This is a genomic window from Marinomonas lutimaris (genome assembly GCF_019426345.1).
Lineage (GTDB): Bacteria > Pseudomonadota > Gammaproteobacteria > Pseudomonadales > Marinomonadaceae > Marinomonas > Marinomonas lutimaris.
Window position 1 is genome coordinate 72,462 of record NZ_JAHLLW010000017.1, and the last position, 24,326, is coordinate 96,787.

Annotated in this window: 21 protein-coding genes; 11 read left to right on the top strand and 10 right to left on the bottom strand. The window is 43.2% G+C overall.

Going from position 1 to position 24,326, the window contains the following annotated elements; all coding sequences use genetic code 11:
- Positions 1–76: 76 nt before the first annotated feature.
- The gene (locus tag KPL72_RS16620) at positions 77–1,291 is read right to left on the bottom strand and encodes a LysR family transcriptional regulator (RefSeq protein ID WP_219703780.1); all 1,215 of its coding nucleotides are present in this window, start codon (positions 1,289–1,291) and stop codon (positions 77–79) included.
- A 490-nt stretch (positions 1,292–1,781) separates the two neighbouring features.
- Here KPL72_RS16620 and KPL72_RS16625 point away from each other — a divergent pair, with 490 nt between their 5' ends.
- The 4 genes from KPL72_RS16625 to aroQ all read left to right on the top strand — a co-directional run bounded on the left by KPL72_RS16625 (position 1,782) and on the right by aroQ (position 5,026).
- The gene (locus KPL72_RS16625; RefSeq protein ID WP_219703781.1) at positions 1,782–2,636 is read left to right on the top strand and encodes a shikimate dehydrogenase family protein; all 855 of its coding nucleotides are present in this window, start codon (positions 1,782–1,784) and stop codon (positions 2,634–2,636) included.
- A gap of 154 nt (positions 2,637–2,790) precedes the next feature.
- The gene (locus KPL72_RS16630; RefSeq protein WP_219703782.1) at positions 2,791–3,498 is read left to right on the top strand and encodes a GntR family transcriptional regulator; all 708 of its coding nucleotides are present in this window, start codon (positions 2,791–2,793) and stop codon (positions 3,496–3,498) included.
- Between the two features lie 83 nt (positions 3,499–3,581).
- Positions 3,582–4,514, top strand: a complete 933-nt coding sequence (locus KPL72_RS16635) for an AEC family transporter (protein ID WP_219703783.1) — start codon at positions 3,582–3,584, stop codon at positions 4,512–4,514.
- Positions 4,515–4,573: 59 nt separating this feature from the next.
- Positions 4,574–5,026, top strand: a complete 453-nt coding sequence (gene aroQ, locus KPL72_RS16640) for a type II 3-dehydroquinate dehydratase (protein ID WP_219703784.1) — start codon at positions 4,574–4,576, stop codon at positions 5,024–5,026.
- Positions 5,027–5,098: 72 nt separating this feature from the next.
- Here the strand turns inward: aroQ and KPL72_RS16645 are convergent, their stop codons facing one another.
- Positions 5,099–6,040, bottom strand: coding sequence for an AEC family transporter (locus KPL72_RS16645; protein ID WP_219703785.1), 942 nt, complete (start codon positions 6,038–6,040; stop codon positions 5,099–5,101).
- Positions 6,041–6,074: 34 nt separating this feature from the next.
- Complete coding sequence (gene pcaQ, locus KPL72_RS16650) at positions 6,075–7,040, bottom strand: pca operon transcription factor PcaQ (protein WP_219703786.1); 966 nt, start codon at positions 7,038–7,040, stop codon at positions 6,075–6,077.
- 331 nt (positions 7,041–7,371) lie between these two features.
- Here pcaQ and KPL72_RS16655 point away from each other — a divergent pair, with 331 nt between their 5' ends.
- Entirely contained in the window at positions 7,372–9,225 is a 1,854-nt protein-coding gene (locus KPL72_RS16655) for a bifunctional sugar phosphate isomerase/epimerase/4-hydroxyphenylpyruvate dioxygenase family protein (RefSeq protein ID WP_219703787.1), read from the top strand.
- 128 nt (positions 9,226–9,353) lie between these two features.
- On the opposite strand, the gene KPL72_RS16660 is transcribed toward KPL72_RS16655, so the two are convergent.
- From KPL72_RS16660 to KPL72_RS16690, 7 genes are all read right to left on the bottom strand, one after another.
- On the bottom strand, positions 9,354–11,495 hold the full coding sequence (locus KPL72_RS16660; RefSeq protein WP_219703788.1) for a methyl-accepting chemotaxis protein: 2,142 nt from the start codon (positions 11,493–11,495) through the stop codon (positions 9,354–9,356).
- Between the two features lie 403 nt (positions 11,496–11,898).
- The gene (locus tag KPL72_RS16665; protein WP_212916580.1) at positions 11,899–13,407 is read right to left on the bottom strand and encodes a tripartite tricarboxylate transporter permease; all 1,509 of its coding nucleotides are present in this window, start codon (positions 13,405–13,407) and stop codon (positions 11,899–11,901) included.
- A 7-nt stretch (positions 13,408–13,414) separates the two neighbouring features.
- The gene (locus KPL72_RS16670) at positions 13,415–13,930 is read right to left on the bottom strand and encodes a tripartite tricarboxylate transporter TctB family protein (RefSeq protein WP_219703789.1); all 516 of its coding nucleotides are present in this window, start codon (positions 13,928–13,930) and stop codon (positions 13,415–13,417) included.
- Positions 13,931–14,009: 79 nt separating this feature from the next.
- Complete coding sequence (locus KPL72_RS16675; protein ID WP_212916578.1) at positions 14,010–15,002, bottom strand: tripartite tricarboxylate transporter substrate binding protein; 993 nt, start codon at positions 15,000–15,002, stop codon at positions 14,010–14,012.
- Positions 15,003–15,304: 302 nt separating this feature from the next.
- The gene (gene pepQ, locus KPL72_RS16680) at positions 15,305–16,606 is read right to left on the bottom strand and encodes a Xaa-Pro dipeptidase (RefSeq protein WP_219703790.1); all 1,302 of its coding nucleotides are present in this window, start codon (positions 16,604–16,606) and stop codon (positions 15,305–15,307) included.
- 110 nt (positions 16,607–16,716) lie between these two features.
- Positions 16,717–16,914 (bottom strand): hypothetical protein, encoded by a 198-nt coding sequence (locus KPL72_RS16685; RefSeq protein WP_219703791.1) that lies wholly within the window; start codon positions 16,912–16,914, stop codon positions 16,717–16,719.
- Positions 16,915–16,979: 65 nt separating this feature from the next.
- Positions 16,980–18,011, bottom strand: coding sequence for an SRPBCC family protein (locus tag KPL72_RS16690; RefSeq protein ID WP_219703792.1), 1,032 nt, complete (start codon positions 18,009–18,011; stop codon positions 16,980–16,982).
- Between the two features lie 184 nt (positions 18,012–18,195).
- On the opposite strand from KPL72_RS16690, the gene KPL72_RS16695 reads away from it, so the two are divergent.
- From KPL72_RS16695 to KPL72_RS16720, 6 genes are all read left to right on the top strand, one after another.
- Complete coding sequence (locus KPL72_RS16695; RefSeq protein WP_219703793.1) at positions 18,196–18,870, top strand: cytochrome b/b6 domain-containing protein; 675 nt, start codon at positions 18,196–18,198, stop codon at positions 18,868–18,870.
- An 83-nt stretch (positions 18,871–18,953) separates the two neighbouring features.
- Complete coding sequence (hutC, locus tag KPL72_RS16700; protein ID WP_346729526.1) at positions 18,954–19,709, top strand: histidine utilization transcriptional repressor HutC; 756 nt, start codon at positions 18,954–18,956, stop codon at positions 19,707–19,709.
- 274 nt (positions 19,710–19,983) lie between these two features.
- Positions 19,984–20,952, top strand: coding sequence for a glycine betaine ABC transporter substrate-binding protein (locus KPL72_RS16705; protein WP_219703795.1), 969 nt, complete (start codon positions 19,984–19,986; stop codon positions 20,950–20,952).
- A gap of 67 nt (positions 20,953–21,019) precedes the next feature.
- The gene (locus KPL72_RS16710) at positions 21,020–21,865 is read left to right on the top strand and encodes an ABC transporter permease (protein ID WP_212916571.1); all 846 of its coding nucleotides are present in this window, start codon (positions 21,020–21,022) and stop codon (positions 21,863–21,865) included.
- Between the two features lie 2 nt (positions 21,866–21,867).
- The gene (locus KPL72_RS16715; RefSeq protein ID WP_219703796.1) at positions 21,868–22,695 is read left to right on the top strand and encodes a quaternary amine ABC transporter ATP-binding protein; all 828 of its coding nucleotides are present in this window, start codon (positions 21,868–21,870) and stop codon (positions 22,693–22,695) included.
- Between the two features lie 15 nt (positions 22,696–22,710).
- Positions 22,711–24,234 (top strand): HAL/PAL/TAL family ammonia-lyase, encoded by a 1,524-nt coding sequence (locus KPL72_RS16720; RefSeq protein ID WP_219703797.1) that lies wholly within the window; start codon positions 22,711–22,713, stop codon positions 24,232–24,234.
- The last annotated feature ends 92 nt before the right edge of the window (positions 24,235–24,326 follow it).

The following is a 24,326-nucleotide window of genomic DNA, read 5'->3' on the forward strand; positions in this document are numbered from 1 at the left end:
TAACATTCGTCGCCTCTTGGGGGTAATCCATTAACCGCATAAGCTATTCATTTTTTGCAATGACAGTTTTTAGCTTTCACCGAAAATGTTCTGAGATATCTCGTAATAAACTCAGAAAGTGGGATTGAGTGACGGTCGGAAGCCAGCTTTTTCGCACACAAAGCCCAATTGGGCGGCGTGTATGGTCCAACGGAAAGTTGATGACATTGAGCAATTCAATATTAATTTCTCGCTCCACTTGGTGTGCCGAGATGAGAGTCAACCGATCGCTTTCGATTAATAGCTCACGAATAAGTATCTGTGAACTGGATTCAACCAATCGTGTTGGTAAGGCGATACCAGCGTCTTTGAAAATGTCTTCGAAAGCTTGCCTAGTCGGTGTGCCTTTGGCGGGAACGACCCAAGCAAACTCGGCGAGGTCTTGTGCGCTGATGGTGCTTTTGCTCATTAATGGATGATCTTTACGAGCCACTACCGACAATGGTGGCGCCCATAATTCTTCCTGAACCACATCATCCGCCGGTGTTGGATGACGTAAGGCACCTAAAATAATGTCGATGTCGCCTTGGCGTAGGTGATGAAGCAAATCCGCATACGGACCTTCGGTTACATTGATGTTCACATCAGGATGACGCTCGTTAAACTGTAAAATCGATTTTGGCAAAATGGTCATACGTGCCAAAGGCATGCTGCCTATTGTGATAGTACTGACATCTTTAAACTGTAAGGCGTTGATCTCGTAAATGCCTTGGCGTAATTCGCTGAAGGCCAATTTTGTTGCTTTTGCTAAGATTTGAGCTGCTTTGGTTGCGCTGGTGCCTAAGCTGTTTTTTTCGAATAATATAACGCCGAGCAGGCGCTCTAAGTCACGAGCCGCACGATGCACTGAAGACTGTGACACAGCTAGATTTCGGCTCGCAATGCTGAAGTTTTGCGCTTCGCTCACAGCAATTAAAGCTCTTAATTGTGTGGTGCTAATTAAGGCGATGAGATTTTTAGGTGTACGTTCTTTTTGAGTCGCGTCTTTAACGATTTCTTGTGTGGCGGTTTGAATATAATCTATGGCGCGACTAACACGGTTTTGCCATACCTCGCCTGACGGTGTGGGATACATGCCATCTGAATGGCGCTCAAAAAGTGGTGCACCTAATAAGCCTTCTAACTTGGCGATGGCTTGAGTGATAGCTGGCTGAGATAAAAAGATATTTTCAGAAGCTCGGGTGATGCTTTTTAGTTCTGCGACTGCTAGAAATACCCGTAAATGCCGTAAGTTGGGAATTGCTATCTCCATGAGACCTCCTTAGTTTTTTATAAACTATATCAAAAATGAATATCAAAGGAATCAAGGATTAAGATTAATCTCTGATTGTTTGATATATGCAACCAGAATGGCCTGATCATCTAGAATACATGGAAATAATGCGTTCTATTTTTCAAATGGTAATAATAGATTTGGGTACAACTTTTTTATTGTTCGTTTGTTTTGATGCCTGCTGTTTGATACAGGTAATGCTGATATAATTTTTTCACTCAAAATACATGTCAAATTGTCATACAACAAAACACGAGTTTTGGTATACGCTTCTTCTATCTTTGATAAAAGAAGCGTTTTTGTATCAGTGACCTGTGTTGCTTACGTAAGACTTAACAAGGGTTTTCGTTCCAGAAGGACTCCTTAATAGAGCATTAACACACTGTTAGTAGCAGCGTTTTTTTATCTTCTAATTCTCAATTATTAACGCTATGACATTCTTTTTTGGAATACGTTGGAGGCAATTACAATGTTACATTTAGGTCTAATTGGTCAGGCTATTGCCGCTTCTCGATCTCCTTCTTTACACATGATGTTGGGTGAACTAAAGCAGTTGCCAGTGGATTATCAGTTGCAAGTGCCAGAAGATGATACGGCGGAATCCTTTAACGCCAAGCTTGCTGAAATTCGTGCCTTAGGTTTTGTCGGCACTAATGTTACTTTTCCTTATAAACAAATCGCCATCGACAGCGCAGACGAAGTAAACGACGCGGTGAAGAAAGTTGGCGCCAGCAATACCTTGTTACTAAAAGACGGCAAAGTGTGTGCTTTTAATACCGATTACACTGGTTTTATTCGTGGTTATAAAGGTCGAGTCGGGGATTTGCCAGCAGGTAAAGTACTGATGATTGGCGCTGGTGGTGTGGGCCGAGCGATTGGATTTGCCTTGTTTGAAGTGGGGGCGACAGAAGTATTAGTCACCGATTTGAGCGAACGCAGCGCGCAATCTTTGGTTGATGCTATTAATGAAGCTGGCTACAAGGCGCGTGTTGTTGCCAAAGAAGACATTGCAGAAGCAGCCGCAGAAGTCGATGGATTGGTAAACTGTACACCTGTTGGCCATTTGAAAAGTCCAGGTATGCCATTGGCGGCAGAGTTGATTCAAGGGCAGAAATGGGCGTTTGATGCGGTTTACACCCCAATGGATACAGAGTTTTTGATAGAAGCTAATAAAAAAGGTCTGCAAATTGTGTCTGGCTTTGACTTGTTCTTTTATCAAGGAATCGATGCTTTCGAAATTTTCACTGGTCAGGAAGTAACGGATGTGAAACCTGTTTGGGATCAATTCCGTGAAAAATACGATGTAGTGAGCTCATTGATCTAGAGAGATTGTTGGTAACTAAATAAATTCATAGAATGAGTGATGAAGAGAAGACGCCAAATGGCGTCTTCTAGTTTGGTTTATCCACTAAGATAACTTTGCTCGTGATATAGTGCAGAGGTCTTACAAGAAAAAGAAAAGGCCTTTAAAATTTTCTATGATTAACTCCGATGACCGTAAATTGGTTGGGCAATCTGTCTATGAGCAGCTACGTTCAGATATCGTAACGGGTAAGCTTTCTCCAGGTGAAAAGCTTAAATTAAACGCCTTGCGTATTCGTTACAGTGCCAGTGTGAATACCTTACGTGAAACCTTGATGCGCTTAGTATCAGATGGTTTTGTACTATTTGTAGATCAAAAAGGTTTTACTGTAAAACCCGTTTCTACCGCCGATTTGCGTGAATTATTAGAGCTGAGACAAATGTTGGAGTTGTCGGCAGTACGCAAATCAATGGAAAATAAAATAGGTCATATGGAATGGAAGTCCGCTTTGATCAGCGCGCATTTTCGTTTGAACTGTGTTGAAAAGCTGATGATGGAAGATGAAGGTAGCCATGTTCAGGCATGGGAAAAAGCTGACCGAGACTTTCACGTTACCATGGTGTCTCATTGTGGTTCGCAGCAGTTGATTCGTTACCACGCATCAGTGATTGAGCTTTATATGCGTTATCAGGTGTTGGCGTTACACCGCCGGCCATTTCGCGGCCAAGCTTCTGTAGAAGAGCATCAGAAACTGCTTAAACACCTTCTTGATGATGAAATTGAGTCAGTATTGACTATCTTAGATTCGCATATTCAGAAAGGGTTGGTCCTACCAGATCCTGAAAAAATATCATTCAATACAAAATCTAAAGCTATCGCTTAACGCTCATTCGATATGATTTCTATGATGAAAGTTCTAGCCGAGTTAAAAGCATATAACGCAATAAACCACGAGGATATGGTGACATGGAAGCCGTAATAAACATCACAGCACCGATCTTTTTTTTGATATTTGTGGGATTTATCTGTGTTCGATATTCCTTTCTGCCGCAAGCTGCAATTCCTGGGTTAAGTCGTTTTGTTTTGTATCTTGCCTTGCCTGCTTTGATTTTTATGAAATTATCAAGCATGGAGCTGAAAGAAGTCCTGCATTTTGACTATCTTGCTGTGTATGCAGCGAGTGGTTTAGCGACTTTTTTTATTACTGTGTTGCTGAGCTGGCGATTGCTTAAAAGTGGTTTGGTTGATGCTGGCGTAAGAGGTGTTGGGGCAACCATGTCAAACAGCGCTTTTATTGGCTTTCCTGTCCTATTACAGTTTTTTGATCCTCCTTTGACGCAGGCATTTGTGATGTCGTTGATGGTCGAAAATATTATCTTTCTGCCAATTTGCTTAATTTTTATAGAAACAGTGTTGGGTAAGAGTGAAAGCAGTGGTAAAGCGCTTTTCATTGTTGTTTTAAAGCGCATCTCGACTAATCCATTATTAATTGCGTTAGTCGCTGGCCTAACGTTTTCTATTTTTGAACTAGGTTTGCCGAACTTTATTGGCAAAGGCTTGGATTTACTGGCTGCATCGGCTTCTGCAGCTGCGCTTATTGTGATTGGCGGCTCTTTAGTTGGCGTATCTATTAAAGGTCAACTAAGCCCTATTTTGCTGGTGGCTGCTGGTAAGTTAGTGCTGTTTCCAGTGCTGGTTACCTTGTTCTTGTTGCTTACACCTAACATGGCAAACGAATTCAAAATCGCGGTAATTATATTCGCTTCAGTGCCTATGTTTAGCACTTATCCCATTGTTTGCGGGGCATATGGCGCGCGCACTTTTTGCGCCAGCACTTTGTTAATAACCACTGTGTTGTCATTTTTTACCTTGAGCGTCTTATTGCGATTCTTTGTATAAGAGTAAGACCATCCCCCAGTTTGTTTGAATATTTATATTGATTTATAGGAGCAATTATTATGTCTACCATCATGGTATTAAACGGTCCAAATTTAAATTTACTTGGCACTCGTGAGCCAGCAACTTATGGTTACGAGACGCTCGCTGATGTTGAAGCTATGTGTCGTGAAGCGGCGGCATCATTAGGTCATGAGGTGGAATGCCATCAATCTAACCATGAAGGTGTTTTGATTGACCTCATTCATGAAGCGGGACGTCGTATTAAAGCGGGCGAAGTATTGGGTGTGGTATTCAATCCAGGTGCTTATACTCATACATCTGTTGCGCTTCACGATGCGATAAAAGGCGCTGATGTGCCCGTGATTGAGGTTCATATCTCTAATGTACACGCTCGCGAAGCCTTCCGTCACCACTCTTATATCTCTCCTGCCGCGGCCGGAATCGTCGTTGGTATGGGCGTTCAAGGGTATGTGTTGGGGATTCAGGGCTTAGTGCATAAGATCAAAGCTTAGTGCTTGCTAATACTTTGTTAAAAACAGATTCAAAATACTCATTTATAATCCATTTTTGTCTTTCTGATGGTCTTAGCTTAAGCCCATCAGAGACAAAATAACGGCAAGCGTGACGAATGACGCCAGTGTGGTGATCAATAAAATACTTGCACAAAGAGAACGGAATCCATACTGGCTACCGATAATGGGATAAATACTCATCATAGGAACGGCCGCAATCAAGATACCACCGAGCAGCAGGTTACGGTCCATTTCTGGCATAAAGAGTGCCACGACAGCAATCATCAATGGATGTAGTACGAGTTTTCCTGTGGTGACAAAGCAAATGTCTTTGGCATTGCCTGTTAGGCTGGTTCCGACTAATGAACCGCCAAGCACAATGAGTGCGAGTGTGGCAGATGCTCCGGATAGCATGACCAATACTCGATCAATCACAGCAGGCAATTCTAGATGAAAGGTCGAGGCTAATACACCGCCAGTGACGGCCAGAATCAACGGATTTTTGATCAACCTTTTTACCACGGTATAGAGCATGTAGGAGGGTTTTAAGCCTTGTCCTCTGGAAGCGCTTATTTCTAGAATCACAAATGTGATTGGCAGAACCAGAATGTTTTCTATGATTAATGACATGGCAAATGCTGCCGTTGGGGGATCACTAAAGGCCAGTAGCATCACAGGATAAGCGAAAAATGCCGAGTTTGAACAGGACATTCCCGCGCCTTTCAACGTACTCTCTATTAAAGAACGCCCCATTATTTTTAAGCTAATCACCATTCCAATAAGAAGGGTTAAGATTGAACCAATGGCGTATGTGGCAAGATAGGTTGGGACAATAACCTCATTAAATTCCATTCTGGCCAAGGTGCTAAAAATCAATGCAGGAAGCGTGAAATACATGACGATTTTCGCCATGCCCGCAATGGTGTCACCAGGAACCAACTTAACGCGAACCGCAAAGTACCCCAACATAATCATGATAAAAATCGGAGTTGTGATCGCAACAATAGTCAGCATCTAAGGTTCCTGTTTTTGTAACTAAAAGAGCAGTTTAAATGGCTGGGCCATCTTTATGGTGATGATCAATCGGTTTGTAGTAGCTGTCTAAGGTTTGTGCCGTATCTCGAATGGCATTCATAAAGAGTTTAAGCGCCATAGACGGCACCGAGTCCGCTCGTGTTGTTAAACCAACCGCCCCTAGCGTTTCTTTTGTGTCGATAGGCAATTCATCCAGTTCGCCATCCGAAATTTCTCGCGCTACTACGCCACGGGAAATGATCCACACTGCATCGTTGTTGCGAATAAACTCCTTACCAAATGAATCTGATACGGTGTCGATTCTATCGGTGAGAGTGCTAACCCCTTGGGATAATAAAAAACGATCTACATAAGGTGCGGTAATGGAACCTTTTGGCGGGTAGAGCACGGTGTAATTGGCAATATCGCTGATTTGGAAGTTTTCTTTTGTTAGCAATGGGTGATTGGGGCGAACGGTAAAAGTTACCTGTTCAGAATACAAATGTTGGAATGACAAGCCAGACATGGCTTCTGGAACGCCTAGGCGGCCAACTACTAAATCCAATTCGCCAACTCTTAGTTGGCTCATTAATAAGGCGTTTGGGCCAGAGACCAAATGCAGACGAACATCAATACCACCGGTACGAAAGCGCTTCACGGATTCCGGTAAAATACTGGTCGCAACGGTTGGTAAAACACCAATACTGATTCGGCTTATGCCTTTTTGTTGTGCTTGAACAACGCGTTCGGTGCCTTCTCGTAATGCCGCAACGCTGGTGCTAGCGTGCTCCAGAAATACATTGCCGAATGGAGTCAACTCAACGCCTTTTTTACTGCGCTCTAAGAGCCTGACGCCTAAAATGTCTTCCAATTCTTTCAGTTTTTTTGATACAGCTGGTTGGGTGAGAGCTAATACATCGGCGGCGCGAACAACGCTGCCTTGGCGAGTGACTTCTAAAAAACATTGAAGGTGGCGATATTTAATACGGTTTTCTAACATAAAAAGTCTCCCATCGTACACGCATGGTTTCAGTCGCTGCTAATTGGTTATTAGGTAGTCAGCCACTAAGTAAGAAACACTAAGGAATCAGGCTCATTACAAGCGCTAATAAGGGAATGATTTTCCTATATTACACTCCTATGTCACGTTTTTGGAAAGATGCTATGTATTCCTTTTTCGATATATTTTTGGCGCTTTATTTCATTCTTAAGATGACGTTCAATTTCAAAGTCTTGTGCTAGCATCAATATTAGTAAATATAGAAGCAAAAAACAGGTTTGTTTCTCATATATCGTTTTCGTTATGAAATGTAGACAGTCAGGGCGTAAGAATGAAAACAGCACTCGCAACCGTAACCATATCTGGCACGCTGAGAGAAAAATTCGAAGCGGCGGCAAAAGCTGGCTTCCAAGGTGTGGAAATCTTCGAGAATGACTTAACTCAGTTCGATGGTTCGCCAAAAGATGTGCGCCGTATGGCGCAAGATCTAGGCTTGGAAATTATTGCTTTGCAACCATTCCGCGATATGGAAGGCATGCCTGAGCCAATGCGCTCGCAAAAGGCAAAGATGTTGCAACACAAAATAGATGTTGCTCATGAGCTGGGTACGAATCGTTTGTTGTTTTGCAGTAACGTGCAGCCTTATTCTTCTGCGGATCGTGATGTTTGCGCGGCGGACTTATTTGCTCTGGCTGAAATAGCTAAAAAAGAAGGCATCATGCTGGGTTATGAAGCCCTAGCTTGGGGTTTCCATATTGCTGATTATCATGAAGCATGGGATTTAGTGAAGCGTGTTGATCATCCGAACTTGGGGATAATTTTAGATACCTTCCACATGTTTTCCCGTGGCAACACGCTAGATGTTCTGCGTGATGACATTCCTTTAAACAAGATTGCGCTGGTGCAAGTGGCTGATGCGCCAAGTCTACAGATGGACGTGTTGCAATACAGTCGACATTTCCGTTGTTTCCCTGGCCAAGGCGACATGCCAGTGGTCGAGTTTCTACAAGTTTTGAAAGACAAAGGGTTTGATGACTATTTGTCTCATGAAATTTTCAACGACGAATTCCGCTCTTCTTCTCCACTGGAAAAAGCCATTGATGGCATGCGTTCATTGATTTGGCTCGATGACCAAACGGTGAGCAAACGTGAAGAAAAAAATGCTCCAATTGAAGCGCCACAAGTGAGTGATGTTGAGTTCATAGAGTTTGCCATTGAAGGCGAAAGCGGAGAAGCGTTAACCAATACTTTGGCCCAGTTAGGTTTTCATGAAACCCATAAACATCGCTCTAAAAACGTTAGCTTGATGCGCCAAGGAAATATTAACCTGATCTTAAACCGCGAACCGAAAAGCCAAGCCCACGAGCATTATCAAAAACATGGTGTGTCAGTTTGTGCAATGGCGTTTGCTTCTGAAGATGTTAAAGCGACCTTGTCACTGGCTGAGCGTTATCGAGTAGAGCGTTTTGAAAACCAAGCCGGTCCTGGGGAATTAAACATCCCAGCGCTTCGAGGTATTGGTGATAGCTTGGTGTATCTTGTTTCTGCAGATGCTGCGGTACGTTTTTTTGAGGTGGACTTTAAACCCATTCAAGGCATTCAAGGTGAAACAGGCGTGGGCTTAACCCGCTTTGATCACATTGGCCAAACGGTTTCCAATACCGATTTTCTATCGGCGACTTTCTTTTATAAGTCCTTGTTTGGCTTCGATATCGATGCCAGTCAAGACTTGCCGGATATTCATGGGTTGGTCGTGAGTCGTACGGCGCTAAGCAAAGACAAGCGTGTACGTATTCCATTGAATATGACCAACGCACGTGGCGCGTCGGCACAGCGTTTTATTCAGAAATCAAAAGGTTCTGGTGTGCATCAAATTGCGTTTGCTTGTGATGATATTTTTGCTGCGGCAAAAAACATTGATAGCGAAAAACAGCTGCCAATCCCACAGAACTATTATCGTGATATTGAAGCGCGCTTTGGCTTGCCTGCAGAGATGATTAAAAAATTGCAGTCACACAACATCATGTATGACCAAAATGACGAAGGTGAATTCTTCCATTTTTATACAGAAGAAGTGCATGGCGTCTTTTTTGAAGTTGTACAACGAGTTGGTAATTACAGCCGTTATGGCGAAGCGAATGCATTTGTCCGTCTTGCCTCACAGGCGCGCCAAGAGAAAAAATAAATCATTGTCATTGCGGGGAATGATGTATTTTAGGCGTATCCTTTTGTGAGGAAACTATGCCGGAGGAAGGAAACTTCCTCCGGTTTTTTTTGCTTTAATAAAGTGAAAAAGACAGTTGCGTCTTTTTGTTATTTGGCGGTTACTTGGAACTGACCAACCAGCGAGTTGAGTTTTAGTGCTGACAATCCAACGCGGGACGAGCGTCTTTGTAGTGCAGCAATCGAGCGTTGCATTTGTTCTGTCGCTGCACCCATTTCATGGGCAGTTTTCGCATTTTCTTTGTTACTTTCGTTGAGCAATAAAATAGCCTCAAACATGGTGTCGACTAAGGCGTATAAAGCACTGTCGCCAGTGTTGGTTTGTTCGTTTGCCATGAGATTTTTATCGACATTTTCTGCGCCTTTTTCCATAAAACTCACCGCACTGCGTGTTTCTTCCTGAATACCTTCTAGCATGGCTTGTATTTCTTCTGCAGCAGCGGCTGTTTTGGACGCTAGACTGCGTACTTCGTCAGCAACGACAGAAAACCCACGTCCATGTTCACCTGCCCTTGCGGCCTCAATCGCAGCGTTTAATGCCAATAGGTTGGTTTGGTTGGTAATATCCGAAATAGTGGTGATGATACCTGCGACTTCATTGGTTTTTTGATCTAGTGATTTTACCGATTCCGCTGTGGCCCGTACTACATCGCGTATTTCTTGTGTGCCTGTTTTGGCGTCTAGCAAGCGAGATTGTGTTTCTGCTGCCACTTGATTCATAGCTTGCTTCAAATCATCCGCGGTTTTCGAGGCGTTTTGCACTTCGTTTATTTGTTGTTGAAATACGTTAAGCATGCTTTCTACGGTGGACTCGAGATAATGTGAGGCTTGGCTAGCTTCTTCATTAGTACGAACCATAAAGTCATTAGACTTTTTGACGTTGGTGCTGGCAGAGATAACTTGTCCCATAGTGGTATCAAGATTATCTATAAAGCTGTTCATCCAGCGTCCCATATCGCCGGTTTCGTCGTTGGCAAGATCGTCGTCAAGACGCTGCTTAAGGTTGCCTTCACCCTCTGCGATGGTTTGAATTACTTCCGTCATTTGACTCATGCTGCTGCTTATTTTTTTGGTGCTGAGCCTATTAAACAGCAGCCCAGCAACGCCTAAGCTGGCGAAAGCCGCCACGCTGGTCAAGACGATGGATAAATTGGTGTAGGCTTGTAATGAGGTACTAACGACAAGAGGAACACTGGAGGCCATTAGGTAGCTTTTCATTAATTTTAGATTGATAGAGCGACGACGATAGACTTCTTCCAAATCGCCTTCACACATCATTCCCCATGTGTCTGGGCTGCCTTTTAACTGAAAGGTGACGCCTTTACCGATAACGGGAATGTGTCGATAGTCAGAATAGCCTGGGTAAGTTACAAAAAGATTCTGACCGTTTTTAATGGTTTCTCGTACCCCTGGATGCAATTCTTTTGTTGCTGGGTCAGTAAAGCGGATTTCAAATTCGGTATGCTGTTGAACTTTTACAGCTCCCCAATTTGTTGTGATTCCGCCTTTTAGATTCTCTCCATGGCTGAAGGTATTGTCTTCAAAACGTGAACGGGAAAGCGCTGTTCCGGGTAGTAGGGATTTGTCGAACTCAGATTTCACCATGAACAAATAGTTGTCGCCGGATTCTTTATAAATATGTCCGGCTTCGCGCTGAATCAGGTCGCCAACAACATCATTGGGAACACGAGCGCAAATGGCACCTACGCTGACACCGTTTTGTTTAATTGGCAGATAGAACATCAGCGTCACGGCATCATGGAATTTTGAGCTGGAAGCACCAATGCTTAGCGTGTTTTGGTCCACATAAGGTCCATGGAGGAACTGATGATTTAAGCCAGCTTCTACTGCTTTAGCTTGTAAGTCTATTTTATTAACGCGATCTTTGTATGTGGATTTGAGCACTTTGCCTTGAGTATCAATCACAAAATATTCGGATACATCAGGCACTATGTTTAGGCGTTCTTCTAGCGCTTCTTGTTCAATATGTGGGAATGAGCCGGTGATGATTTCTAACAAAACATCCAACTGCGACCATTGATTATTTACCCAAGTATTGAGTAGTTTTACCCTTGTGTTGGCAATGCTTTCAAAGGTTTTTTCGATATTAGGATAGGTTTCTTTATTTAAGTAGCATGACCAAAAAAGAGAGAGTCGACCAGTATTGCCAAACCAAGGTAACCAACGACGTTCTTTTGCTGAAAGTAACATCTGATTGCTTTTCAAACTCATGTCTATATCGCTCCATTGCGTTAAGCACTACTTCGTTGCAGGCGCTTAGGGGAGCTTTAAAAAAGCAATTTTTTTGCCATTGTTTTCTCAATTTAAAACTTTAGTTTGATGTACTGCAAACTTATAAAGTGACATTATAATTCGACTGGATATAAAGAATAAAACAGTGTTTTATTTAATCTTGATATTTTAGGCTTGCACCGTATTGGTTTTTTTATGGTTTTTATTGCTCCAGATTGGTTCGTTTTGGCGATAAGAATCAACAATATGGCGCTTTCAGATGTAAATTGAAGGATTAGCCAAGAATCAATAATAAGTATTTTTGAATGGTGGAGCCTAAAAAAAACCGGCTGTGTCATTGATTAAACGAGACAGCCGGTGTTTGTTTATTGCTAATAAAAAGCTATGCAGATGGGCGAAAAACTTTCCGTTTTAACCATTTCGTCCAAATAGGAGATTTAGTAAAGAGGATCAATACAATCACGCTGAACAATACGGTTGATAGTGGGCTATGGAGCATATTGATAAACAAATCGCTCACGCTGCCGCGCTCCGTCAGAATGGCACGACGCCAGTTTTCATCGGTTAGTGAACTCAGAATTACACCTAAGATTACAGGGCCAACCGGAAAACCATAGAGGCGCATAAAGTAGCCAAACACGCCAAAGGCTAACATCCACCAAATATCTGTAATGGCATTGTTAATTGCATAAGCGCCAACAATAGATAAAAGGAAAATCAGCGGAATCAAAATGCCTTTAGGGCATTCGACGATTTTCGAGAATAGTTTGATGCCAGTTAAGCCAAAGATCAGCACGAAAATATTGGCTAATGTTAGGTTGCCGACGGTAAACCAGAACATGTGAGGTTGTTCGACTAACAGCAAAGGACCTGGATTCAAACCATGTATAAACAAGGCGCCAATGAATACCGCGGTTACTGCGTCGCCAGGAATTCCCAAAGTTAACATTGGAATATAAGCACCACCGACTGCGGCATTATTCGCCGATTCTGGTGCGATCAAGCCTTCTTTGGCGCCTTCTCCAAATGGGACTTTTGGATTTTTGGTAACGCGTTTAGCGTGGTCGTAAGCCATCAGAGCGGCAATATCACCACCTGTTCCGGGTAACGCTCCTACAATGACGCCAATGAAAGACGTTTGTAGACTAAGTGGCATGTACTTTTTAATGTCTGACCATTTCGGAATGATGCGAGATATCTTCTGCTTCACTACGGCTTTGTTCATATGGTGTAACTGATGCAAGGCTTCAGAGATACCAAACATACCAATCATCACCGCAACAGGGTTAATGCCATCCCAAAGCTCGACCACGCCAAACGTAAAGCGCTCCTCAGCTGTCATAGGGTCTAGACCAACGGTACCTATCAATAGTCCAAGAGCGCCCGCAAAAATACCTCGTGCCAAACTGCTACCAGACAAAGAGCCTACTAACATAATGCCGAGTATGCCCAACATCATGTAATCACGTGGTTGAAAGGTGATGGCAAACTCACTCACTGTCGGTGCCGCAATCGCCAAGACGATAATGCCGACAAAACCACCGACCACGGACATAACCGTAGACAAACCAATGGCTTCCCCAGCTAAGCCTTTTTTCGCCAACGGGTAACCGTCTAATGCCGTAGCAATCGCGGAAGGTGCGCCTGGGATATTGAGTAATATAGCGGTACGAGAACCACCATAAACTCCGCCCATATAGACGCCAACCATAAGACACAGTGCGTAATTCACGTCCCATGAGAACGTAAACGAGATCAAAATAGAAACGGCCATAGTGACCGATAAGCCGGGAATCGCGCCGACATAAATCCCTAAGAAAGTACCTAGCGCTGTTAAGCCTAGTAATTCTGGGGACAGCCAAGACATGGCGAAATAATTAAAAGCATCCATAAGATGACTATCTCCACAAAGATGTTATTGAGGATAGAATTTCGCGCTCAGGCATTATGCCTTCGGGAAGCACGACTTGAAAAACGAGGCGGAAAATAATGTACACAACAATCAGTGATAGCAATGTAATAGCAAGCGTCGTGAGTGGACTGCGTCGATATAAAAACTGGATGGAAATAAACAGAAAAACAAAGCTTGTCAGAACGAATCCTAGACTTTCTAAAACCACTGAATAGATGAGAATCAACGCCATAATAAACGCCACTACTGGCGGGAAGCAGTGATAAACGAAACGAACATCTTCTGCGGCTGGTGCTTTCAGCGTATTCAAAAACGTTATGCAGGATGCCAGTACCATGGCAGCGGAGGCGGCAAGTGGAAAAGCGCCAGGAGAGCTTAACGAGCTGAAGCCTGAAATTTTATAAGCTTGCCAAAACAGATAAACACTTCCTAAAACCAGCAGAAAACAAAAAATACGCTCGCCGGGTTTGCGAGTTGTTAATGAAGGAGATTGACTGGACATTGTAACTCCAGATAAAACAAAAGATGGGACGCGCTTACAGTGAGTAAGTCGCGTCTAGGATCAAAAAGGAGTGGCTGCCTTATGGTTTACGGATGCCAAACTCTTCTGGTGAGAACTTACTAAAACCAGCGTCATGTACTAGCCAAGAAGACGTTGAACGGTAAGCTTCTAGGAAGTAATCAGCTTCTTTACCAGAAATATTCATGATGGTAAAACCGCGCTTTTGCATTAGGTCAACAAAGTCCTTGTTGTAAGCAGCTTTTTGGAAGGCCGCTTGTAGTTTTTCTACGGCTTCATCTGGTGTGCCTTTTTTTACGAACACGCCAAAGAAAGGTCCCCATGGTAAGTAAGATTTCATACCTGGTAATGCATCGGTAATAGGCGCAAGGTCAGGAAGTAGCTTATTTGACTCCACGTCGACAAGGCTGATGGCTTTCATTCGGCCCGCTTTAATTTGTTCGATGGTCGCGCCTAATACAGCAGGCATTACATCAATAGCACCACCTTGTAGTGCTGTTAACGCTGGACCATCACCATTGTACGGAATGCTGATGTAGTTTAGTTTGACTTGAGAGTCCAGCATGGCAGTCACAATAGAGGTTAATCCGCCAGGGCCTGTAGAGCCGAATTTTACTTCGCCTGGATGAGCTTTTGTATACTCGATGAGTTCTTGCATGGTATTAAATGGTGCGTCGTTGTTTGCCACAATAATTGGCGTCCCACGAGCCAATACATTTATTGCAATCATATCGCTGTAGTCGATATTGGAAAGCCCTAGGATTTTATACATCTGAGGATTTTCGGCACCCATCAGAAGGGTGTAACCGTCGGCTTTTTTCGCATTGACATATTTAGTCGCAATAGCACCAACACCGCCAGTTTTGTTGGTCAGGATGATATCGCCGCCAAGCTCTTTTTCAACGTGTGGGGCAATAGAGCGCATAACCGTATCAGTTGAGCCACCGGCTCCCCATTGGATAATGCCTTGAATGTCTTTGGTAGGATAATCAGCGAGAGTTAGACTGGAAGTAAGGGATAGTGCTGCTAGTAACGCAATTGTTGTTTTTTTCATTAGGGGCCTCTGTAGCGTCCATCTTGCGATGGTTTTGGCTTGGTTAGTGTTTTTTTTATTATCGTCTATAAATACCTGACTAATCCTTAAACAGATATTTTGCAACCGTTGTAACCTTAGCCGATGAGTGATTATTGATAAATACTGTATGTATTCCATATTTTACTCATTTTATTGTCTTTTAGTTATAGATGACTAAGTTTAAATATGTAAATTACGGGAGATTCGGCCAGAAAAAAGTAAGATTGGAGGCTTCATCAATATCAATCCTTTGATATTGATGAAGAAGTAAACGATTTTGCTTAGGCTTGATTGGAAAAGGCGATGCGAGTGAGGTTTTCTGGCTGGTCGTTTTTCACCACGACATTGTCTTCAATACGGATGCCGCCATAAGGCATGAAGTGCTGAATACGTGCCATATCGCAACCGTGATTTGATACCTCTGCCTTCATCTTGTCGATTAGCATTGGAATAAAATATAAGCCAGGCTCTATGGTGATCACCATATTTTTCTCTAATGTTCTGGTGAGGCGCAAGAATGGAGCACTATCGTCTGGCTTGCTTAATGTACCCGCTTGATCAATTTGATGACCGCCCACATCGTGAACCTGCAAGCCAAGCAAGTGACCCAAACCATGGGGAAAGAAAACTTGTGGAATGCGCTTGGTTAACTGCTCCTCAACACTTAACGAGCAAACCTTATGCTCAAGAAGTAACGTCGCAATACCCACTAGTGTGTCTTGATGCAAATCTCGGAAGCTAACACCAGACATGGCGCTGCGGCAAAGCTTTTGCTCCATCGTATCGAGGTCATTGATCAAGGCGTTAAAGTCATTATCGTGGCGGGTAAAGGTACGCGTAATGTCACTGGCATAACCATGCTCGTTGGCACCTGCATCAATAAGTAGCGTACGAGAATTCGCCATTTGCTCTATGGATTTATGTTCATAATGCAGCACAGCAGCGTGCTCGTTTAAACCGACAATGCCTGGATAGGGTTCTTGAAAAGCGCTTTGCTGGCTGGCTTTTAAGAAGGAGAGATGAATTTCTAGTTCGCTCCCGCCTGCTAAGAAGGCTTCTTTTGCTGCGATATGACCGGCAGAGCCGCGCATGCTTGCTTGGCGCATGGCTTGAATTTCGAAATCAGTTTTTACCGCTTTGGCAAAATCTACATAGGCTTTTAAGCCTTCACAGGCCACAGCGAATGGCATCGATTGTGGGCCAAGCCAAGCGGTTTGTTTAGGTAAGTCTGCAAACCATTTATCTGCTTTTCGTGCGGTAACAATGTTCCAATCGTGTTGCCAATCGCCGCTCGGAACGGGGTTTGGAGCGTGCCAAAAATCATCACGAATAGGCCATATTAAGGTCGGCTTTTCGCCCGTTTTTAGTACAACATAGGTTTCTGCACCTAGAGTAAAAGGTAACCATTGCTGTGCGCCAGAATAGGCATGAAAAGGATGGGTGTGATCATCCTGGAAATAATAGCTTTTTTCCCCTGAGGCTAAAACAATGGCGTCTAGGCCAAAATGTGTCATGGTGTTTTCATATCGATTACTGAGAACGGCAAGATGTTCTTGATAGAGTGTCGTCATAGAAGGACTCATGTTTATCTGCAAGTGTTAGCTAGAATGCAGGCTTGTATCCATTCAATCTGCATTGTGTATTCAGGGGGATATAAACCATTAGGATACGCTAAGTTTAGCGCGGATTGGCACTATTTTTTGGCTGTGATTCTATTGAAACCCAGTACTAACCCTTTGAATAAGACGAAGGCACATAGCACAGAAAAGAACGCCAGCAATAAATCATTTTCTACATCAAACAAGGCTTTAAAAGCATAGAAAAATACAATCGTTAAAATAATGCGCAAAAGACTCTCGACCAATTGCATAACTTTGGGGGAGGTAACCATAGTGTTGTATTTCCTTAAAAGAAATGGGTTGAAAAAAACATTTTCCCATAAAACAGCTAAGTCTATTATTTGATGGGTAAATATACTGATGTGACAAAGTCTTTTGAGTTGTTGGTTTGTAATGGCCCCACTTCAAAAACTTCCACACCATAGTGTCGTCGATGAGGTTTCAAATGGTGTAGCCTCATAAAACTGTATAAAACATGCCACCCCAAAGAAAGGTTTTGGTAACTTCCCATATAGCGTAGATGTAAATAACTACCTCGTAAGACAATACGCTCTGGGTAGAGTTCACACGGTACAAGGTTTTGAACGGGAATGCCTAATCGCCCAGAAAAATAATGGTGGGCGATGTCAGCTTTTTTGTACAAGGCGAAACATGGGCCTGCAGGTGGATTTTCTGGACCAAGCTCGGTAATTAAATCGTGGAAACCTTGATCCATTTTTTGTGACATTGGCTGGTTACTTACCACAAAAGGTCGAGTCACCGCATCCACATTATCCAGCCTGGTTCGTTCGAGCCACTCAAAGGCGGGAGCGTTGTATTCATGGCTTGATGCTTTGCTGTATTTGTTTAGGTAAGCCAATAATTTTAGTAGCGCGAGTTCTGTGTCTTTATCTGCGCGGAGGCCGTAGTTTCTTTGTTTCCAACGGCTGAAAAAAGGCAGTTTACCAGTAATCTGGATGGTGACTAAGGTGCGGTCTTTTTGTTTGGTTAGATCAATATTGAAATGCACATCGTTTGGATAAAAAGCTGGTGCTTCTAATAGTGTATGAAAGTAATGAGCGCTAGAGCGAGATGGCTCTAGAGTAATATAGCCATCTTTAATGAGTTTACCTTGCCAAACTAAGCAAGTAGGTAAAACTGAATGAATGCCTGAGTTTAAGTATTCATAGTCAACATAAGCTTTAGGTTCATAAATAAGCCAAGGTAACCAGGTTTTCCAGTTGGTAAGGTCGCTTAAATCTTCTGCTATCACCTCAATAGGTACACCGATGACTGCATTTTGCCGACTAAAAAAGCGACCATTAAATAAAAATAGATACGCTAACAATACTGTGGTGCAAAATGTAATCAGGAATACAATGACAATCATATTTTTGCCCTATCCGTCGAATATTGATAATGCTCAGAGATACGCGTTTATCTGCTAAGTGCTGAAAATAGGCAATCAGAATCTTGCTTTTCACAGCATAGTGTTTAATGTCACCTTTTAGCAAGAGCATGTTTTTTGCACAAGAATGAAATCGGGCGCTGAATATTGGCAGGAGATCATAAAGATGAAATCAACATTAGTGTGGGATTGGCCTGTGCGCATTAGCCATTGGCTGATGGTGCTTTTGTTTACAGGTTTGATTGTGACAGGGAAATCAGACGGTGATTATATTCAGTACCATTTTTATATGGGCTATGGTTTGTCTGCGGTTATTGTTGCTCGTATTCTTTATGGTTTTTATGGCTCTTATTACGCGCGTTTTAGTCAATTTGTGAAAGGGCCAAAAGCCGCTTTTCGCTTTGCTATGTCGCTGCTGTCTGGTCGACCCAAAAAATATTTAGGTCATAACCCGATCGGTGCATTAATGGTGGTGGTTTTGTTACTCGCGCTTTCAGTACAGTGGGGTACAGGACTGTTTACCAGTGATGAAGTGTTTTGGTTCGGCCCATTTAATTCTTTAATTTCAGAAGATTTAGCTAGCCAATTAGCGTCGATTCATCACTTCTTACCTAACGTCCTACTTGGGCTGGTCGCTGTGCATGTGTTGGCTGTGTTATATCATGAGCTATGCCTCAAAGAGCGTCTAATTGAAGCTATGATTCTTGGTCGAAAAAAGCATCACACAGCGACATCTATTGAAGCGGCTCCTGTTGAGGTGAAGACGCCCCGCTGGGGCGTGATCTTTTCTTTATTGATGGGGCTTTCGTGGTTAGCTGCACTCTGGCTGGCACCTATTTAGTAGTGTATAGACAAGTTTATTGTTTGTTCTTGCCGACTCACGATATAATTTCCCCTTAAATTCATGAACATATGGAATCTCTAGTGTCTGACGTAACCGCTCCCAATTTAGCTAACTTGTTCGATGATTTACCAGATGCACCACAGCCTATTTATGCCAAACTAAAACAGGCTATCTCGTTAAAAATTTCATCGGGTGAGTGGCAAACGAATCAACGTATACCTTCGGAGGCGGAAGTCGTTAAGGCATTGGGTGTGAGTCGTATGACGGTGAATCGTGCATTACGTGAATTAACGGCAGAAGGCTACCTTGTTCGTCACCAAGGCTTAGGTACGTTTGTTGCGGAGAAAAAAGCTCATTCAGCGTTATTTGAAGTTCATAACATAGCGGAAGAGGTTGCTGCTCGTGGCCATAAACATCGTTCTGAATTATTAGTACTGGAATCTGCCAAAGCCTCCATGGAAGAGGCAATGACGCTCGGCGTTCGTACAAATCATGGCATTTTTCGCTCTGTGGTTTTGCACTTCGAAAACGATTTACCTATTCAAATAGAAGAACGAATTGTTAATGCAACGTTAGCACCAGATTACGATAAACAAGATTTTGCCAGACACACGCCTTATGAATACCTGATGAGTGTAGCACCGATGACGGAAGGCGAGCATTTAGTAGAAGCTGTCTTGCCTAATGCTGTCGAATGCGAACGCCTACAAATTCAAGTATCAGAACCTTGTTTACAAATCAAGCGTCGTACTTGGGCGGGCGATGAGATCGTCACGGCTGCTCGCCTCTTACACCCTGGTTCGCGTTTTCAACTATTCGGACATTTTGGTCGTTAGTTTTTTGTTTTATTTTGGTGCACAGGAGCCCTTTTTAGTGCATAGAAAGGGCTTTTTTATGTGCTGTACGACCTATTTTGTTTCTTATTTTCTTTTATTTCTCTCGTGATTAGTTTGAAAAAAATGTTGGCATATGGCTTGCTTGTATATACATGTTACTACCATTTGTTGTATAAAATATTATTGATGCAATTAATTCCATTAGGTGTGGGTTAGCTGAGACGCATCGATAACTTGTGGCCAAATTAAAAAAACGAACATGAGGAACGATCACATGAAAGTAATGAGCAAAGTAAAATGTGTTGCTGTGGGCCTTGCTTTAACCGCTGGCGCAAATGCCAGTTTTGCCAGTGATTGGTGCGATTCAGGTAAAGCGGTGAAATTTGCAGGACTGAATTGGGAAAGTGGCATGCTGCTAACTGAGATCATGCAAACACTTTTAAAAGAAGGTTATGGCTGTAAAGTAGATAGCTTACCTGGTAACTCTATCTCAATGGAAAATGCTCTTAGCACCAATGATATTCAAGTGTTTGCGGAAGAGTGGGTAGGCCGAAGTGAAGTGTGGAATAAAGCGGCTGAAGCGGGCAAAGTTGTAGGTGTTGGAGCGCCAGTAGTCGGCGCGGTAGAAGGTTGGTACGTACCACGTTTTGTGGTTGAAGGGGATGCTTCTCGTGGTATTAAAGCCAGCGCTCCTAATTTAAAAAATATTGCCGATCTCGCTCAGTACTCTGCTATTTTTCGAGATCAAGAAGAGCCCTCTAAAGGTCGCTTCTATAACTGTCCTGCTGGCTGGACATGTGAAACAGAAAACACAGAAATGCTAAAAGATTATGGTTTAGAAAACAGCTATACGAATTTCCGATCCGGCACGGGCCCTGCCTTAGATGCAGCAGTACTGTCTAGCTATAAACGTAAAGAACCTATTTTATTCTATTACTGGTCACCAACCGCGCTTTTAGGTCGTGTTGATGTAATCAAATTAGAGGAAAAACCGGGCGTAGACAAAAGCGTTACTATTCAAGTTGGACTATCTAAAACCTTTCACGATGAAGCGCCTGAGCTTGTGAATGTGCTTTCGAAAGTAAATATCCCTATTGATCTGTTAAATACCTATTTAGCGCGTATGAGCGTAGAGCATATTGATGCGCCTGAACTGGCCAAAACTTTCTTTAAAGAAAAGCCTGAGATTTGGACGACGTGGGTGAGTGCTAACGCGGCGAAAAACATTCAAAGCGGTCTTTAATCATGACGCCTTCTCTTAAAGGAAATGCAGAGAAGGCGCATTTTTCGAATAAAAATTAGGTACTGATATGTTTCCACAGCAGTTTACTTTTACAACCGCTAATTGGATCAACGCTTGGGTTGATGATCTTGTAACCAATTACGGTGATGTCTTTCGACATATTTCTGATGTCCTTTTAATTTCCATCGTGAATCTTGAAAAGTTTCTCCGCTTTGTACCCTGGTGGATGATGCTTATATTTGTGGCGGTCATTGCTTTTCATGCGACTAGAAAAATTTTGCCAACGGTGATTCTTACAGGCTTGCTCTTTTTTGTCGGAGCAGTTGGCTTGTGGGATAAGCTCATGCAAACCTTGGCGCTGATGCTGATTTCCACCTTTATTTCGGTATTGATTGGTATACCGATGGGGATACTTTCTGCGCGCAGTGATAGGTTGCGAAAAGTACTTATGCCGATGCTGGATATCATGCAAACCATGCCAAGTTTTGTTTACTTGATTCCAGTGCTTATGTTGTTTGGCTTAGGGAAAGTGCCCGCTATTTTTGCGACAGTTATTTATGCTGTGCCACCTCTTATACGGTTAACAGATCTGGGTATTCGCCAAGTGGATAAAGAAGTTATTGAAGCTGTGCATTCTTTTGGTGTGACTCGTTCTCAGCTGCTCTTTGGTGTGCAGTTGCCTTTGTCCTTGCCTAGCATTATGGCGGGTATTAACCAAACTACCATGATGGCTCTTTCTATGGTTGTGATTGCTTCTATGATTGGCGCTCGAGGATTGGGCGAAGATGTTCTTATTGGCATTCAGACACTAAATGTGGGGCGTGGGCTCGAAGCTGGATTGGCCATTGTTATTTTAGCTGTGGTGTTTGACCGAATCACACAAGCCTATGGCAAGCCAAAATACGGAGCATAAGTATGACCTCTTCAAAGCAAAAAATAGTAATCGAAAACGTATTTAAGGTATTTGGCGACAATGTTCCCGCTGCAATAAAACTGATCGAAAGCTCTGAATCAAAAAGTGATATTTTGGCCAAAACCGGTTGTGTGGTTGGCGTAAATGACATTTCAATGAGCATCGACTCTGGCGAGATTTTTGTCATCATGGGTTTGTCTGGTTCAGGAAAATCTACCTTAGTGCGCCACTTTAATCGTCTGATTGACCCGACAAGTGGTCATATTTACGTAGACGGTGAAGACATCCTGCAATACAACTCAAATCAACTACGTCAGTTCCGCCGTAATAAAATCAGTATGGTGTTTCAAAGCTTTGGTTTATTGCCTCACAAAACCGTATTGGACAATGTTGGTTACGGCTTAAAAGTACGCGGTGAAACCAAAGCGTACCAAGAAGAAAAAGCCAATTATTGGATAGACACGGTTGGCCTGAAAGGTTATGAATCTCGTTATCCTGCACAATTATCTGGCGGGATGCGTCAGCGTGTAGGCTTGGCGCGTGCGTTAGCTGCGGATACCGATATTATTTTGATGGATGAGGCGTTTAGTGCCTTAGATCCGCTTATTCGTACAGAAATGCAGGACCAGCTTTTAACATTGCAAAGCACACTTCACAAAACCATCGTGTTTATCACTCATGACTTGGACGAAGCGCTGCGTATTGGTAATCGTATTGCGATCATGAAAGACGGGCAATTGATTCAGGTCGGCACGCCTCATGATATTTTGAATAATCCTGCGGACGAATACGTTGACCGCTTTGTTCAGCGTCGCGCCGCAACTGTGTGAAAATTGAGCGATATAATGAGTAATAGTGCAAAAGTAATAATTGGCGAACAAGCGATTCGTTGGCAAGACGTTGTGCAAGTAGCGCGTTATGGCACCTTGCTAGAGTTATCGGACTCCATCTGGGAGAAAATTGATAACGCCCAGCTTATTGTTCAATGCATTGTTAAAAGTGGCAAAAATGCTTATGGCATTAACACAGGTTTAGGGTCGCTTTGTAGTGTGAGTTTGACGGCAGAGCAACTGAGTAAGTTGTCTCGTAACACCTTGCTCAGCCATGCTTGTGGCGTTGGGCCAATCTTACCCGATGAGCAGTGCCGCGCCATTATGTGCGCGGCGGTGGTGAATTACAGTAAGGGAAAATCTGGTATTCACCGCAATCTGGTTCAAGGCTTATTGGATTTCTTGAATCGTGGAATAACACCTCAGGTGCCTAGCCAGGGATCAGTCGGTTATTTAACGCATATGGCGCATATTGGTGTTTGCTTATTAGGTATCGGAACCGTTTCTTATCAAGGCAAGGTAGTACCAACCACCGATGCTTTTTTGGCGGAAGGGTTGGAGCCAATTAGATTGGGTGCAAAAGACGGTTTAAGTCTAGTGAACGGCACGCCATGTATGACAGGGTTATCTTGTCTTGCGATAGATGACGCATGGCGCTTAACCAAATGGGCAGATGTTATTAGTGCGTTAAGTTTTGAGGCATTAGAAGGCCAGCAAGATGCACTCGACCCAGAAGTCTTATCGTTAAAGCCTTATGAAGGTGTACAAACGGTTGGACGTAATTTACGAGGTCTGCTCAAAGGTAGTGAAAATCTAACGAGTCATCACGGCATTCGCACTCAGGATGCCTTAAGTGTTCGCTCTATTCCTCAAGTGCATGGCGCGGTAAGAGATCAACTTAAGCATGTTGCTATGCAAGTAAATACGGAGCTTAGTTCGGCTACTGACAATCCGTTGGTGCTTGGCACGCCGGAAAATTATCGTGTGGTCTCGCAAGCCAATCCTCACGGTGAGAGTGTGGCCATTGCGGCGGATTTGATGGCCATCAGCATTGCTGAGTTAGGAGGCATTTCTGAACGCCGCTTGGATCGACTGGTGAATCCATTGGTCAGCGGTTTACCTGCCTACTTGGTGTCTGAACCAGGTGTGAACTCTGGCATGATGATTGTTCAATATGTGGCTGCTTCTTTGTGTGCCGAGAACAAACGCTTTGCGGTACCTGCAGTGACAGATAACTATGTGACTTCTGCCTTGCAGGAAGATCATTTGAGTATGGGCACCATGGCTGCGCTTAAGTTATTAACCGTACTGGAAAACACTAACAAAATCTTAGCGATCGAGTACCTTTGTGCCGCCCAAGCCTGTGAGTTTATTGAACCTGGCAGCATGGGAGAGGGAACTTTTAAAGCGTGGGAGCTGATTCGTGAAAGTATTCCTTCTTATGATGAAGATCGCTGGTTAGCACCAGAAATCGAAAAAAGTAGTCTGTTGGTTCGCAGTAACGCGTTGCTAGCAACGCATTTTGCGGATGTTCAGTAATATTCAATAGTAAGAAAGTCGCTCTAAAAAAAGACCCTTTCAACTTAGATTGGTGAAGTGACCCCATAAAGTTGGACACTTTATTAACCGGC